Source organism: Kribbella sancticallisti (assembly GCF_039530625.1).
Taxonomy (GTDB): Bacteria; Actinomycetota; Actinomycetes; order Propionibacteriales; family Kribbellaceae; genus Kribbella; species Kribbella sancticallisti.
This window is the reverse complement of sequence record NZ_BAAAOS010000018.1, coordinates 199,537-214,093: the sequence shown is the minus strand read 5'-3', so window position 1 is coordinate 214,093 and position 14,557 is coordinate 199,537. Positions and strand designations below refer to the sequence as shown.

The following is a 14,557-nucleotide window of genomic DNA, read 5'->3' as shown; positions in this document are numbered from 1 at the left end:
CAGGACACTAGCTTTCTCTTGGCGACGCCGCCAGCGCGGCGGAGGCTGCGGCTTCCACGTGCTGGCGGGCTGCCTGGGTGGCGGCGGCTCGGTCGCCGGCGGCTATGGCATCCACTACGCGGATGTGTTCTTTCCAGGAGTGTGGTGCACGCTGGGCCGCGCCGACGCGGAAGACCCAGTGGACATGCTGGTACATCGCCGCCGACAGCGAAGCCAACCAGCGGTTCCCGCTGATGTCTATGACGGCCAGGTGCAGCGCGCTGTTCAACTCGGCAACCCGGTCGAAATCCTCCGCCTCGGTCGCCGCGCTCGCCTGATCCAGCAGCGTCCGCAGCCGAGCCACGTCAGCCTCGGTGGCCCGCTCGGCCGCCAGCCCGGCAGCCAGCGTCTCCAACTGCTCCCGTACTGCGAACAGATCCCGGATCGCCGACTCGTCCAGCGTCGCCACCACCGCACCCCGGCGCGGCAGGATCCGCACGAAGCCCTCGGCCTCGACCACCCGCAGCGCCTCGCGGACCGGATTCCTCGACACGCCGAAGTCGTCGGCCAGCCTGTTCTCGGTCAGTCGCTCACCCTGCGCGTACTCGCCGTCGACGATCCGCCGCCGCAACTCGACCAGCACCTGATCCCGTAGTGCCAGGTGGTCCCCGCCGATCGTGCGCGGCTGATCTCCCCCGTACTGCTGCTCCACCCCGAACTCCCGTCTGACCATGCCAGGTTTCGGAGCACCCTACCGGTCAGAGTTGTCCCCGGGCGCCAACCAAAGCCGGTTGCCGCGGAGTTCCCGGACCTCGCGGGCCTGCTGACCGACATGGCTGGCACCAACGCCGTTGTGCCCTGCAGCTCGAATGAGCCGACTCAGCTGATGACGACCTTCTGGACCGCGGCCGTGGTGATCGGGTGGTAGCCGGGCTTCGCGGTTGCGAACACCTTGCCGGCGAGCTCCCTGCCCTCCTCGGTGCTCATCAACGCCTTGTAAACCGGTACCACCAGCTTCATCCGGCCTACCCGGGTCAGGAAGCTCGCGAGTTCGTCGTACGCCGGTGTGTAGGAGCTGGCGGCGACGATCGAGTACCAGCGGCGGGCGATCTCGCCGTTCGCAGTACCGGTGAGGCCGAACTCGCGGTCCAACTGCTGCAGCTGCGAGGCGTCCAGCACGTCCGGAGCGGCGTCCAGGAAGCGCAGCCACTCCTGGGTCGTCCAGCGGCTGGCACCATCCGGTAGTTCACCAGTGGTCAGCCAGCGGTCGCGCAGCTCGTCCACCACCTCGAAGCGGGCCGACACCGCTCGCTCGGCGAAGGCCGGGATACCCGGCTCGTCAAGCCAGGCAGCGATCTCAGCCTCCGTGACCACGCCCGGGTGCTGGTCGAGCAGTTGCTCCCGCAGGTGCTCGGCGAAGTCTTCCGAGTTGATGCTGCGAAAGGCGAAGCGGTCGAAGTACCCGCGCAGGAAGGGGTCGAACACCTCGCGGGTGAATCGCTCCTCCAGCCAGGCCAGGAACCAGCAGCCCTTCAACGGGCCCAGCGCGGTCGTGCCGTAGTAGTGCGAACGGTGGTTGAGCCCGGGCAACTCCACAGCCTGCTCGGCCGGCGACAGCGGGTCGAGCTTCACGACCGTCGAGTGCTGCTTGATCGCCGTCTCCATCACGGCGAACTCGGTGCCGTAGACGGCTTCGACGATCCGGTTCTCCACGTACGACGTGAAGCCCTCGTTGAGCCAGATGTCGTCCCAGCTGTCCTGCGTGACCAGGTTGCCCGACCAGCTGTGCGCCAACTCGTGCGCCACGACGCTCACCAGGGACTTGTCGCCGATCACCACCGTGGGAGTCGCGAACGTCATCCGCGGGTTCTCCATCCCGCCATACGGGAAGGAGGGCGGCAGCACGAGGATGTCGTAGCGGCCCCACCGGTATGGCCCGAACAACGCCTCGGTGACCCGCATCATCTCCTCGGTGTCCGCGAACTCGGTGGCGGCCCGCTTGGCCATCTCCGGCTCGGCCCAGACCCCCGAACGCTCGCCGATCGCCTCGAAGACGAGGTCCCCGGCCGCGATCGCCAGCAGGTACGAGGGGATCGGCTCGGGCATGTGCACGTCGAACGAGCCGCTGCCTGACCGAGGTGGTGGCGTGGGGTCAGAATCTGCACGGCGGGAGGTCGTCCCGTTGTCGGCGCTCATCAGCACCATCAGCTCAGGCGGAGCGGTCACGTGCGCGGCGTAGCTGAACCGCACGCCCGGGGTGTCCTGCACCGGCACCCAACTCCGGGCGTGGATCGCCTGAGACTGGCTGAACATGAACGGCGTCATCCCGCCGGCCGTCATCGACGGCTCCAGCCACTGCAGCCCGGTGGCCGTCGGAGCGGTCCGGTAGCTGACCCGCACCTGCGCGTGCTGCCGGGTCCGGATGCTCAGCGCGGAGCCGAGTTCGTCATCCGGAACGGCCAGGCTGTACTCCAGCGGCTCCCAGCCCTCGTCCACCGCACCTTCTCCAGAACCCTCCACCGCACCTTCCACCGCCAGGACGGTCAGGTCCCGGGTGTCGAGCACCAGCCGGTCGCCCGGGCCACTCCAGGCCAGGGTGTGGGTGGCCGTCCCGGAGAGCACCTTGGCGGCGAAGTCCAGGTCGAGCTCGAGCTCGAGGTGGGTGGTGCGCACCAGCGCCGGTTCGGCGTAGGAGTGGCGGTCGTGGGTCACTAGGGCTCCCGAGGCAGAATGTCGTTCGCAGGACATTACCCACGCGGACCCCCGCTGACGCGGCCGATTAGAGCCACGGGCAGCACCGTGCCAAAAACCGGTTCAGCGCCACGCTCTCCGCGTTCTTCCCGTCGGTCTTGGCGCCCCCGGGCACCATGGGGACATGCGGGCCCGCGCACTGCCCCTCGCCGCCCTGCTGCTCGCGGCGACCGTCGCCTGCGACAGCAGCACCTCCACCCCTGCGCCCCGCCCGTCCACCAGTTCCCCCGCGCCGTCGACCAGTTCCCCCTCGGTGGCGGCCACTCAGCCGTCGCCCTCTGCCACTCCTTCCTCGCCGGCTGCCTCCCCGTCCGCCCCGGACACGCCCAGCCCTCCGTCCCCCAGGGCTTTCGACCCGGCCGCGGCCAAGGAGACCGTCCGCTACTTGGCCGAGGAGATAGGCCCGCGCGAAGCAACCAGTACGGCGTACCGGCGGGCGCTGGCGTGGCTGGAGACCCGCTTCAAAGCAGCCGGCTACCAAGTGACCCGCCAAGCCCTGCAAGTCCCCTCAGGCAACTCCTGGGGTGTACCGGTCCGGGCCGGCACGACCTGGAACCTCATCGCCACCCGCCCCGGCTTCAACCCGGCCGCACCGCACGTGATCGTCGGCGCGCACCTGGACACCGTGCCCCAGGCGCCGGGCGCCGAGGACAACGCCTCTGGCATCGCGGTCCTGCTCGGAACCGCGGAAACCCTGCAGAACAACGGTCTTCCGACCATGTTCATCGCCTTCGGCGCAGAGGAGCCGCGTGGTGACGGCGACAACCGGCACCACTACGGATCGCGGGCCTACGTGGCCTCGATGCCCGCCGCACAACGCCGGGCGATGCGCGGCATGGTCTCCCTGGACCGGGTGGGCGTGGGCTCCGTCGTCCCCGTCTGCTCGGCGCAGGCGAACCAGCTGGATCTACAGCGCGCAGTACGAGCCGCAGCCACCCGCGCTCGGGTGCAAACTCGGGGCTGCACCAACAGATCTAGTGACCACTGGTCGTTCGTGCGGGCGGGCTTGCCTGGCGTACGACTCGGCAGTACGCCGTACGCGGCCTACCACAGCGCGCGGGACCTGCCGGCCGTAGTACAGGCGGCACAGTTGGGGCGGATGGGGCGGGTGCTTGCCGCCTGGCTGCGGGGTTAGTCCGCGTTGCGGATGTCGGCGAGGATCTGCTCGGCGCGGTTGCCCGAGACGATCCGTGGGGTGAACTGGGCGTCGATGACGTAGGGGGTCAGTCGAGCCGCCTTGAGGATCTTGCCCCAGTAGGTGAGTTCGAGCAGGACGCCCTCCTGGGTCTGCTGGGAGAAGTCCATGTCGAAGACGAGGTTGCCCAGCGAGTGGGCTATCAACTTGTTGGGCAGGAACTGGACGGACTGCACCCAGTGCGGGTGGCCGCCGATCACCAGGTCCGCACCTGCCTCCGCGAGCGCGTCCGCGACCGTTCGCTGAGCTGCGACCGGGTTGTGCGTGTACTGCTGACCCCAGTGCGGCAGGACGACCACGACGTCCACCGCGGTTCGTAGCGCGCCGACAGCGCTGGTGAGCGCCGCCAGATCGCTCTGGTTGAGCGGGCCGGTTCTGGGCGGCATCCGCACGGAGAAGGCGCCGGGAGCGGTGGAGGTCGCTCGGGGTGTCTCGCCGATCGCGTTGAACGCAAGGAAACCGAAGCGGATGCCGTTGCGGCTCACGATGACCGGTTTGATCGCCTCGGAGACGTTGCGCCCGGCACCGACCGGCTGGATCCCGCCGGCCCGGACGCGTTGCACCGTGTCGAGCAAGGCCTCGGTCTGGAAGTCGCCGGTGTGGTTGTTCGCCAGCGACAATACGTCGACTCCGGCTTCGCGGAGGCCCGTCATCACTGCCGGTGGAGCAGCGAAGGAGTCGCCGCCTTGCTGGGGCTCACCGGCGCGGGAGAGCGTGCTCTCGAGGTTCGCGATGGTGAGATCGGCGGCGGCGAGACGCGGCCCGATCGCACGCAGCGGCGCCGAGGGGTCACCGGCCCGGGCGGCCGCGGTCGCGACCCTTCGGCCGAGCATGATGTCTCCCCCGAACGTTACGTCGACCGCGGGACCGGCCGGCGGTGGGCCGGCGATCCTGAGCGGGTAGCGGTCGGGATCGCGGAACGGGTCGATCCCACCTACCGTCACCGGTCTCACGCTCGGCCCGGCCTTGGAGGCCGCCACCACCGTGAGCGCCGCCGGATCGCGCAGTACCTCCGCCACCGATCCGACGAGCCGGAAGCCTCGCCACGCTTTCGCCGTACCGTCGGCTAGTGCTCGTGCGGTCGTCAGATCCAGGTTCTGAGCGGCTCTGGTCGCGTTGATCGCCACCACCAGCGGCTCGGTGGCCGGACCGGCGGAGGTGCCTGGTGCTGCCGCGGCACTACGGCTGGGCGTCACAGACGGTACTAACGTCGACAGGCCGCGCCCGGAGGCGGTGGTCGACGGCTCGGTGGGGGTGGATGACCCCGTGGATGAGCAGGCTGCCACGGTCAGCGCAGCAGCAGCCACCAGCATCACCCGACCAGCCACCCCACCACGGTAGCCAGCCCACCCACCGCACACCTCACCCAACCGCGCGGCGTCCGCCACTCACCACCCAATGCCTCCAACCGCGCGGCGAATGGAGGACTGAGCCGGGGAAATAGCAGACTGGCGGGCATGTTGCCGGACAGTAGGCCCGAGGTGGTGTTGCAGCGGCGGCCATTCGGCTCCGGGCTGCTCGGACCGGCCGACCAGAGCCCTCGGATGCTGCGGGTGCGAGGCCAACTGCTTCTGACCTTCTTCTCGGTCGGCACCAACATCATCGGCGCCTCGGTCGTCTTCGTGCTGAGCGTCTTCGTCCTGCCCGGCCCGCCCGCCAACGACGCGTTCCAACTCGTCCGCGCGATCGGCTTCCCGGCGTACTTCCTCTTCGCCCTCGTCGTCGGCGCGATCTGGAGCACCCGGTACGCCCTCCGCGTCACCCACTGGGTCCTCGAAGACCGCCCGGCCACCCGCAAGGAGCAGATCGCCACCCTGCAACTCCCCCTGCGGCTGACCCTGATCGAGGTCTACCTCTGGCTGCTGGCGACCATCGTCTTCAGCGTCCTCGCGCTGATCCACCAGCCGGACAACCTGCTCCGGATCATGATCGTCATCTTCGACGGCGGCATCGTCACCTGCGCCGCGTCCTACCTGCTCACCGAGTTCGCCCTCCGCCCGATCGCGGCGCGAGCGCTGGCCGACCAAGCGCCGCCGAAGCGGCTGCTCGCCGCCGGGCTCAAGGCGCGCACGGTGTTCTTCTGGGCCGTCGGCTCGGGCGTGCCCGTGGTCGGGCTGATGCTGACCGCCTTGCTCGCCCTGATCGAGAAGGATGTCTCGGCGACCCGGCTTTCGGTGATCATCCTTGCCCTCGGCACCGTCGTGCTCGTCTGCGGCTGGCTGCTGACGCTGCTGTCGGCCCGGTCGGTGGTCGCGCCGGTGCGGTCGGTACGGAACGCCCTCAAGGTGATCGGCGACGGCGAACTGGACGTCCGGATCCCGGTCTTCGACGGCACCGAACTCGGCTCGCTGCAGGCCGGCTTCAACCAGATGGCCGCGGGGCTGCGCGAGCGGGAACGGATCCGCGACCTCTTCGGCCGGTACGTCGGCCCGGCGGTGGTTCGGGAGGCTCTGGCCGGCGACTCGCTCGGCGGCGAGGAACGGTTCGTCGCGGTGTTGTTCGTGGATCTGGTCGGCTCGACCGAGCTCGCCGCTTCGCGTCCGCCGGCCGAGGTGGTTCAGGTGCTGAACAGGTTCTTCGAGGTGGTGGTCGACGAGGTGGACCAGCACGGCGGTTTCGTGAACAAGTTCGCCGGCGACGCCGTGCTGGCGGTCTTCGGCGCACCGGCCGAGCTCCCGGACCCGGCTGGGAGCGCTCTCCAGGCCGGCCGCGAACTCGCCCGCCGGCTCAGCGAGGAGTTGCCCGAGGCAACGGCCGGGATCGGGATCACCGCCGGCACCGTGGTCGCGGGCACCATCGGTGACATCCGCCGGCACGAGTACACCGTGATCGGCGACCCGGTGAACGAGGCCGCCCGCCTGACCGAACTGGCCAAGTCGGTCCCCGGACGTCTGGTCGCCTCGATGACAGCAGTAGAAGAAGCCGCCCCCGCCGAGGCCGCGTGCTGGAAGGCAGGCGACGAAGTCACCGTCCGAGGCCGCAACCGCCCCACCCAGCTAGCTGTTCCCAGCTAGATACTCATGCAGTTTGGCGGAGCCGTTGATCATCGCTCGGGTCCGGCGATCATGCGCCGCACGCCTCTCCGCGACCGCCGCGCGCAACGCCTCCGCACTTCCGGTCTTCCGCAACCCGTCCAGCACCGGCCGGATCTGCTCGAAGCCATACCGCCCCTGGCGCAACATGTTGATGATCCGCGCATCCCGCACCTGAACCGCGCCGTACCGCCGGTACTTCGTCCCCGGCTCGCGCGCCGGCGTCAACAATTCGGCCGCCTCCCACACTCGCAAGGTCGAAGTACGCACTCCCAACTGATGCGCCAACTCCCCCACCAACAGCGGCGGACCCACCACCGCCGGTGGCTCATCCAGGAACTCCTCAGCCGCCGCACCCAAAGCCTCACTGGCCGCATCGGTCGCAAGCCGCTGCTCGTGCAGAGCAGCGTGACTCGCGTCGAGCATCCGTAAGGCGAGCGCCTCGTCACCGTCATGGATCGCCCGCATGATCCCAGCGGCCGTCTCCGCACCGAACCCGGGAGCCAGCGCCCGATACGTCAGCAGCGCCTGGAGATGCTCCCGCTCATATCTCCGGTACCCCGACTCGGTGCGCGGCGCCTCCGGCAGGATCCCCGCCGCCTCGTAGTTGCGGACCGCCTGAGTGGAGATCCCCGCCTGTCTGGCCAGGTCCACCGGCCGCAAGCTCATCCCGAATCCTCCAAAGTCTCAACAAATACTTCAAAGATACGGTTGAAGACAGGGAGATGGCCAACACAACCGGCGATCGTGACAACTCGCCCGATTGGGAGCCGTCGCTGCCGAAGCCGTCGCTCGGCAGACACCAAATGCAGCCGAGCGCGCCGTACCCGATCCGCACCAAGCGTCAGCGGCCGCCCGCGACGTCGACCATCGAGCCGGTCATGTACGACGATCGGTCCGAGGCGAGGAACGCGATCAGCGCGGCGACCTCGTCCGCAGTACCGGGCCGGCCGAGTGGCGGCGTGGTGCCGATCCGGTCGAGCCGGCCTTCTTCGTGGATCTCGGTCTCGATCAGGCCGGGCCTGATGCCGAGCACCCGGATGCCTTCCTTCGCCACCTCGTTCGCCAGGCCGATCGTGAGCGTGTCCACCGCCGCTTTGCTGCTCGCGTAGTCGACGTACTCGTTGGCCGATCCGAGCACCGCACCCCGCGACGACACGTTGATGATCACGCCGCCTTGCCCACCACGCTCGGTGGACATCCGCCGCACCGCGGCGCCCGCGACCAGGAACGCGCCGATCGTGTTGATCCGGAACACCCGCTCCAACCGCGCCACGTCGTAGTCGGCCACCCGTCCCGCCGGCGACACCACACCCGCGTTGTTGACGACGGCCCTGATCGGCCCGAGCTCGGCGGTCACGGCCTCGAACAGTCGCTCGATCTCCGCCGCCTCCGACACCTCAGCCTGTACTGCGACCGCCCGCCGCCCGAGCTTCTCGCACGCGGCGACGACCTGCTCGGCCTCGTCGACCCGGGTCCGGTAGCTGACCCCCACGTCCCATCCGTCCGCCGCCAGTGCCACCGCCGCCGCCGCGCCGATCCCGCGGCTGCCACCCGTCACCAATGCCGTTCCGCGCTCCGTCATGCCGTCAGCTTTCCATGTCGGCCGGTCGCCGGGTCAGCTGGAGTTGCACCTCGTTGTCGCCGAATCCGAGCGCGCGATAGATCCGGATCGCCAGGTAGTCGGGATCCGCGACCATCACCAGCGTGCGAACCTTCAACTCGTCCAGCCCGTACCGCGACGCGCGGTGGACCAGGGTGCCGGCGATGCCGCGGCCGCGGTCGTCCGGATGGGTCTGCACGTTCTGGAACCGGGCGACGTCTGAGCCGTCCGACGCGAGCCCGAGAGAAGCCTGCAGCCGGTCACCGTCGAACGCGCCGAACCACCGCGCGTGCCCCGTCTCGACCAGCGCACGCTCCGCCTGCACCCGGAGCCGGTTGAATTCCTCGTATCCCGGCATCTCCCGCGGGTTCGCCGCCAGCGACAGCTCGACGAGCTGCTCCCAGTCCTCATCACTGCTGAGGAACCGGTACTGCGAGCTGTCGTTCGGCCGAGCGGGCGCTTTCACCTCGGTCGCCGTCATCACCGTACTGCGCTCGATCTCGAACCCCGCCGCGGTCACCTCGTCCTCGGCACCCACCTCGCCGGCGGTGGTGTCGATGCCGATGGCAACATGAGCCGCCGACGGGAACTCGTCGCGGAACGTCGCCAGCCGCGCCGCGGTATCACCCGGCGCGAACGGCGTCCGAAACAGCAGGTAGTTGCCCCACCAGAAGGTCGGGTTGGCCGGAGTGCGGACCACGACGTACTCGCCCTGGTCGGTCAGCTCGCTGCCGCTCAACTGGAGCAGCATCAGGTCGGTCCGATAGCCGAGGCTGGTGATTTTCACCTCTCCATCGTCGGGACGTCGTCAAGACGATTTGCGCGAGGCCTTCCAGGTCGGCGCGCCACTGCGCTGCGCGGCGTCGGCGATGTTGCGCTGCATGCCACCGAAGACGACCCCGTGGAACGGCTTGATCGCCCACCAGTAGAGATGACCCGGCAGGCCGTGCGGATGGAAGAGCGCACGCTGCCGGAACACCGTCCGCTTCTGGTCGTCCGTGTCCACGACCAGCTCAAGCCAGGCCAGGCCCGGCAACCGCATTTCAGCGCGCAGCCTCAGCAGCTTGAGGTCTTCGATCTCCTCCACCCGCCACCAGTCGAGCGGATCACCGACCGACAGGTCGTTCGGATTCCGCCGGCCGCGGCGCAGGCCCGGTCCACCGAAGATCCGGTCCAGCACTCCCCTGGCCCACCAGCCGAGGCGCCAGGAGTACCAGCCGTTGCGGCCGCCGATGCCCTCGATGACGGACCAGAGCTGCTCGGGGGTGGTCGAGACCGTGCTCTCTCGCTCGTCCACGTACAGCGACCCACCGGACCAGTCGGGGTCTCCCGGCAAGGGATCGCTCGCCGCACCCGGTGTCGACGCCGAGGCCCAACTGGTAGTGACGTCGAGATCCTGGACTCGCTTGAGAGCCAGCTCGACGGCGCGATCGAAGCCGATCAAGCCCGGCGCGGGATCGGCGACGTACGGCTCGATGTCGTGTTCCTTGCAGACCACCTCGTGGATCAGGCTGTCGACCAGCGGGCGGGCGATACTGCTCGGGACGGGGGTGACCAGGCCGACCCAGTGACTCGACAGGGACGGCGTCAGCAGCGGCAGGGTGACGATCTGCCGCCGGCTCAGCTGCGCGACGGCGGCGTACCGCTGCATCATGTCGCGGTAGGTGAGGACGTCCGGCCCGCCGATGTCGAAGCCGCGGTTGACCGTGGCCGGCATCTCGGCGCTGCCCACCAGGTAGTGCAGAACGTCCCTGACCGCGATCGGCTGGATCCGCGTGTACAGCCAGCGCGGCGTGACCATCACCGGCAGCCGGTCGGTCAGATGACGCAACATCTCGAAGGAGGCCGAGCCCGAGCCGATGATGACCGCGGCGCGGAGGACGGTGGTCGGGACGCCGGAGGCGAGCAGGATCTCACCGACCTCGCGGCGGGAGTCCAGGTGTGGCGAGAGCTCCTCGCCCTGGGGATAGAGCCCGCCCAGATAGACGATCCGGCCGACGCCGGCCTCGCGGGCCGCGGCGCCGAAGGTGAGCGCGGTGTGCCGGTCGCGCGACTCGAAGCGCTTGCCGGTGCCCAGCGCGTGGATCAGGTAGTAGGCGACGTCCACGCCTTCGAGGGCGGCGTCCAGTTGACGGCGATCCCCCGCGTCGGCCTCGACCACCTCGACGTCGTCGTACCAGTCGCGGTCCTGCAGCCGCCGCGGATTCCTGGCCATCGCGCGGACGCGATACCCGGCCTTGAGCAGTTCGGGCACCAGCCGGCCGCCGATGTAGCCGGTGACCCCGGTGACCAGAACGAGCTTCGCGTCAGATGCGTCCATGAGAGCAGTCTGGTTCCCGTTCGCCCCCTGATCATGCGATCGCACACGCTTTGACATGCAGCCTTGAGGCTGCCTATTGTGGACATGCAGCCGATGGGCTGCCTATGGAACTGGAGTGGCGATGGACGACGAGGTGTTCCGGGCGCTGGGTGATCCGACCCGGCGACGGCTGCTCGACAGCCTGAACCAGCGGACCGGGCAGACGTTGAGCGAACTCTGCGGCGGCCTGGAGATGGCCCGGCAGTCGGTCAGCAAGCATCTGGCCGTGCTCGAAGGAGCCAACCTCGTCACCACCGTCCGGCGCGGCCGGGAGAAGTTGCACTACCTGAACGCCGAGCCGATCAACGCCATCGCCGACCGCTGGATCACCCAGTACGACCGTCGGCGGGTCCAGTTCTTCGCCGACCTCAAGACCGCATTGGAGCAGGAGACCGTGAGCGACAACGACAACGACTTCGTCTACACGACCTACATCAAGACCACCCCGGAGAAGCTCTGGCGGGCCCTCACCGACCCCGCCTTCACCCAGCAGTACTGGGGGCTCCACCACGACACCGACTGGAAGGTCGGGTCCCCGATGGACTGGAAGATGGGCGACGTCACCATGTCCGGTCCCGGTCAGCAGGTGCTCGAGTACGACCCCTACCGGCGGCTCGCGTTCACCTGGCACCACATCACGCCCGAGTTCGCCAAGGCCGTCGAGATGAGCGACGAGCAGCAGGCGACGACCGCCGCCGAACCGCTGTCCCGCGCGACCTTCGAACTCGAACCGGACGGCGACCAGGTCAAACTGACCGTCATCCACGGCGGTTTCGAGCCGGGCTCGGAGATCCGCGCGATGATCAGCGACGGGTGGACCCGGCTGGTGTCGGACCTGAAGTCCTTCGTCGAGTCCTCGCCGGAACTCAAGTCGCCGGCGGAAGACGAGGACAGCACGTCGTCGGAGCCGGACGTGGCGACCGCGCCGAAGGCCTAGACCGGTCCCTGGTGGCTGTCGGCCGGCGAGGTCGGCAGACGTCCCGGTGGGCTGTTGGGCTCAGACGGTGAACGACTCCGGGCCGAAGCGTCCCCACGCCACGAACCCGGCCAGCACGAGATAGACCAGGTCGAACGCCATGAACTTGAACTCGTCCCGCCGGGCGCGGGTGATCACCGCACCGACCATGATCAGCGCCAGACCGACTGCGGCCAGCGGCACCAGCACCGGTGCGACGTCGAGCGCTGCGGGCAGGATCAGACCCACCGCACCCAGGACCTCGAGGCCTCCGATGGCCTTGACGCTCCCGGCACTGAAGTCGTCGGTCCATCTCGCACTCGGCCCGAAGGCGGCGATCTTCTCCTTCGGAACGATCACCTTGCCGAGGCCACCCATCAGGTAGGCGAAGGCAAGGACACCGGCGACGATCCACAAGGTGAGATTCATGGCATTCTCCTCAAGGCTGCAACCACTTCCGGCCGAAGAGGTGCGCCCACGAGATGCCGAGCAGGCGAGGTTTGTGACAGCCCAGCCGTGTGACGTGCGTCGCCCAGTCAGGGGCGGCGGTGGATCAGGAGTGGAAGGACCGCGGAGGCGCCTGCTTCTCGGAGTTTGGCGGTGGTGACCGTGATCGGCCATTGGGAAGAGGAGGCGTCGACCACCAGCAGGACCGAGCGCTCGGTGATGGCTTGGGCGGTGAGCGGGTCGACTGTCACACCGTCGCGCCAGACCTTGGCTTCCTCGGCTGAGGAGAGGTCGGGAGTGAAGCCGGTGGGGTCGACCGAGACCTCGGCTCGTTCCAGCCGGCCGATCTCGGCCAGGTGGTCGGCGATCTCGGTGGTCAGGCGGCCGTAGCCGGCGGCCGGCAGCGTCACCACCACCTCCGGACGGCGGGACCACGCGTCGCGCCAGCGGGAGAGGGCGGCGACGCAGCCGGCCTTCAGCGCATCCAGGGAGGCAGTGTCAGGGCCGTCCGCACTGAAGATCGCGCGGATCACTTCGCGCCACTCCGGGGCATCGGCGAAAACGATGGTCCGGCCGGGCTCGGCCATCAGGCCCGGTGGGATCTTGCCCTTCGCGCCGAAGGCACCGCCGGGCCACATCTTGCGTGGTTCGAGCACGTGGGTCTCGCCGCGCAGCAGGCGGGTGATCGCCTGGACCGTCTCCGGCGAGGGCTTCGCGCTCAACGGATCCGGCAGCAGGCCGAGACAGACCGAACAACGGCCGCATGGTTCGGCGGACGGATCGTCCAGGGACTCCTGAAGCAGTTGCATGAGGCAACGTTCACCGCGGGTGTAGGCCCGCATGATGTCGGCCTCGCGCCGCCGTACCGACACGATGCCGTCGTAGTGCGCGGCGTCGAACGTCCAGTCGACGCCCGTCCGCACCCAGCCCCGCTCGACCCGCTCCACCGCGCCGTCGACCGCCAACTGCTTCAGCATCAACTCGACCCGGCCCCGGCGCAGACCCGTCTCCGCCTCGAGCGACGGCACGGTCGCCGGCTGGTCCGGCCCGTAGGCCTCGAGGCCGCGCAGCAGCCGATTCACCTGCTCTGGAACAGGAATCGTCGCGGTCGCGAAGTAGTCCCAGACCCCCGAATCGGCGTCGGAGGGCAGCAGCGCGACCACGGCGTGGTCGATGCCACGCCCGGCACGACCGACCTGCTGGTAGTACGACACGGGCGAAGGTGGCGAGCCGACATGGACGACGAATCCGAGGTCGGGCTTGTCGTAGCCCATCCCCAGCGCGGACGTCGCCACCAGCGCCTTCAACTCGTTGCCCCGCAGAGCATCCTCGAGCCGCTCCCGCTCCCCCGCCTCCAGACCACCCGTGTACGCCGCGACCGGAACCGCCGCGCCGTGCACCTCCTGGATCGCGGCAGCCAGCCGTTGCGCGTCGGAGACGGTCAGCGTGTAGACGATGCCCGACCCCGGCAACTTCGGCAGATGGTCGACCACCCAGGCGAACCGATCCAGCGGCGACAACGCGTCCACCACGGCCAGTTGCAGACTCGACCGCGCCAGCGGCCCACGCAGTACGAGGGTCGACTCGCCCAGTTGGTGCGCGACGTCATCGGTCACGCGAGCGTTCGCGGTCGCCGTCGTCGCGAGCACTGGAGTCTGTGGGTTGAGCTTCTGCAGCACGTCGGACACGCGGCGGTAATCCGGCCGGAAGTCGTGACCCCAGTCAGACACGGCGTGCGCCTCATCGATCACCAGCAAACCGATCTGCCCGGCCAGCCCATCCAGCACCCGCCGCCCGAACCCGGGGTTGGCGAGCCGCTCCGGCGATACCAGCAGTACGTCGATCGCGCCCGAGCGAAGATCGCTCTCGATGCTCGACCACTCGTCCACGTTCGACGAGTTCAGCGTCGCCGCACGCAGACCGGCACGAGCCGCGGCGGCCACCTGGTCACGCATCAACGAGAGCAGAGGTGAGACGACAAGAGTCGGACCTGCGCCCTCGGAGCGACGGATCGCGGTGGCCGCCCAATACACCGCCGACTTTCCCCAGCCGGTCGCCTGGACGACCAGCACCCGGGCGTTCGGCTCGCACAAGGCGGCGACCGCGGTCTCCTGGTCGTCCCGAAGCCGCGCGCCGTCGCCGGCGATCGCGCGGATCACTCCCGCGGCGGTCGTCGCCCGAACATCCGACAGCTTGATCTCACCCATGCCGACGACCCTAGACGCCGCCACCCCCA

Annotated in this window: 12 protein-coding genes; 3 read left to right on the top strand and 9 right to left on the bottom strand. The window is 69.1% G+C overall.

Annotated elements, in window-relative coordinates:
- Positions 1-7 precede the first annotated feature (7 nt).
- Together ABD255_RS11375 and ABD255_RS11370 are read right to left on the bottom strand one after the other, a co-directional pair.
- Positions 8-712 (bottom strand): GntR family transcriptional regulator, encoded by a 705-nt coding sequence (locus tag ABD255_RS11375; protein ID WP_344212728.1) that lies wholly within the window; start codon positions 710-712, stop codon positions 8-10.
- Between the two features lie 146 nt (positions 713-858).
- Positions 859-2,691, bottom strand: coding sequence for a M1 family metallopeptidase (locus ABD255_RS11370; RefSeq protein ID WP_344212726.1), 1,833 nt, complete (start codon positions 2,689-2,691; stop codon positions 859-861).
- Between the two features lie 163 nt (positions 2,692-2,854).
- On the opposite strand from ABD255_RS11370, the gene ABD255_RS11365 reads away from it, so the two are divergent.
- Positions 2,855-3,865 carry a M28 family metallopeptidase gene (locus tag ABD255_RS11365; RefSeq protein ID WP_344212724.1) on the top strand — a complete coding sequence of 337 codons (1,011 nt, stop codon included), beginning with the start codon at positions 2,855-2,857 and terminating at the stop codon, positions 3,863-3,865.
- Here the strand turns inward: ABD255_RS11365 and ABD255_RS11360 are convergent.
- Positions 3,862-5,253: a CapA family protein gene (locus tag ABD255_RS11360; protein ID WP_344212721.1), complete on the bottom strand. Its 1,392-nt coding sequence runs from the start codon at positions 5,251-5,253 to the stop codon at positions 3,862-3,864. The two genes, ABD255_RS11365 and ABD255_RS11360, sit on opposite strands and share 4 nt — an antisense overlap.
- 129 nt (positions 5,254-5,382) lie before the next feature.
- Here ABD255_RS11360 and ABD255_RS11355 point away from each other — a divergent pair, with 129 nt between their 5' ends.
- Positions 5,383-6,939: an adenylate/guanylate cyclase domain-containing protein gene (locus tag ABD255_RS11355; RefSeq protein ID WP_344212720.1), complete on the top strand. Its 1,557-nt coding sequence runs from the start codon at positions 5,383-5,385 to the stop codon at positions 6,937-6,939.
- Here the strand turns inward: ABD255_RS11355 and ABD255_RS11350 are convergent.
- From ABD255_RS11350 to ABD255_RS11335, 4 genes are all read right to left on the bottom strand, one after another.
- Entirely contained in the window at positions 6,922-7,626 is a 705-nt protein-coding gene (locus ABD255_RS11350; protein ID WP_344212718.1) for a MerR family transcriptional regulator, read from the bottom strand. The two genes, ABD255_RS11355 and ABD255_RS11350, sit on opposite strands and share 18 nt — an antisense overlap.
- 175 nt (positions 7,627-7,801) lie before the next feature.
- Positions 7,802-8,542, bottom strand: coding sequence for an SDR family oxidoreductase (locus tag ABD255_RS11345; RefSeq protein WP_344212716.1), 741 nt, complete (start codon positions 8,540-8,542; stop codon positions 7,802-7,804).
- Positions 8,543-8,546: 4 nt separating this feature from the next.
- On the bottom strand, positions 8,547-9,347 hold the full coding sequence (locus ABD255_RS11340; protein WP_344212714.1) for a GNAT family N-acetyltransferase: 801 nt from the start codon (positions 9,345-9,347) through the stop codon (positions 8,547-8,549).
- A 21-nt stretch (positions 9,348-9,368) separates the two neighbouring features.
- Positions 9,369-10,880: an SDR family oxidoreductase gene (locus tag ABD255_RS11335; RefSeq protein WP_344212712.1), complete on the bottom strand. Its 1,512-nt coding sequence runs from the start codon at positions 10,878-10,880 to the stop codon at positions 9,369-9,371.
- 121 nt (positions 10,881-11,001) lie between these two features.
- On the opposite strand from ABD255_RS11335, the gene ABD255_RS11330 reads away from it, so the two are divergent.
- A complete protein-coding gene (locus ABD255_RS11330) occupies positions 11,002-11,856 on the top strand; it encodes an ArsR/SmtB family transcription factor (protein ID WP_344212710.1) in 855 nt (284 codons plus the stop codon).
- Between the two features lie 60 nt (positions 11,857-11,916).
- Here ABD255_RS11330 and ABD255_RS11325 read toward each other — a convergent pair whose 3' ends face one another.
- Complete coding sequence (locus tag ABD255_RS11325) at positions 11,917-12,303, bottom strand: DoxX family protein (RefSeq protein WP_344212708.1); 387 nt, start codon at positions 12,301-12,303, stop codon at positions 11,917-11,919.
- Between the two features lie 107 nt (positions 12,304-12,410).
- Positions 12,411-14,528 (bottom strand): RecQ family ATP-dependent DNA helicase, encoded by a 2,118-nt coding sequence (locus tag ABD255_RS11320; protein WP_344212707.1) that lies wholly within the window; start codon positions 14,526-14,528, stop codon positions 12,411-12,413.
- Positions 14,529-14,557 lie beyond the last annotated feature (29 nt).

Excerpts from the sequence above, each read along its gene's own strand:
- ABD255_RS11375 (WP_344212728.1), bottom strand. The coding sequence starts at position 712 with ATGGTCAGACGGGAGTTCGGGGTGGAGCAGCAGTACGGGGGAGATCAG.
- ABD255_RS11365 (WP_344212724.1), top strand. The coding sequence starts at position 2,855 with ATGCGGGCCCGCGCACTGCCCCTCGCCGCCCTGCTGCTCGCGGCGACC.
- ABD255_RS11355 (WP_344212720.1), top strand. The coding sequence starts at position 5,383 with ATGTTGCCGGACAGTAGGCCCGAGGTGGTGTTGCAGCGGCGGCCATTC.
- ABD255_RS11350 (WP_344212718.1), bottom strand. The coding sequence starts at position 7,626 with ATGAGCTTGCGGCCGGTGGACCTGGCCAGACAGGCGGGGATCTCCACT.
- ABD255_RS11345 (WP_344212716.1), bottom strand. The coding sequence starts at position 8,542 with ATGACGGAGCGCGGAACGGCATTGGTGACGGGTGGCAGCCGCGGGATC.
- ABD255_RS11335 (WP_344212712.1), bottom strand. The coding sequence starts at position 10,880 with ATGGACGCATCTGACGCGAAGCTCGTTCTGGTCACCGGGGTCACCGGC.
- ABD255_RS11330 (WP_344212710.1), top strand. The coding sequence starts at position 11,002 with ATGGACGACGAGGTGTTCCGGGCGCTGGGTGATCCGACCCGGCGACGG.
- ABD255_RS11325 (WP_344212708.1), bottom strand. The coding sequence starts at position 12,303 with ATGAATCTCACCTTGTGGATCGTCGCCGGTGTCCTTGCCTTCGCCTAC.
- ABD255_RS11320 (WP_344212707.1), bottom strand. The coding sequence starts at position 14,528 with ATGGGTGAGATCAAGCTGTCGGATGTTCGGGCGACGACCGCCGCGGGA.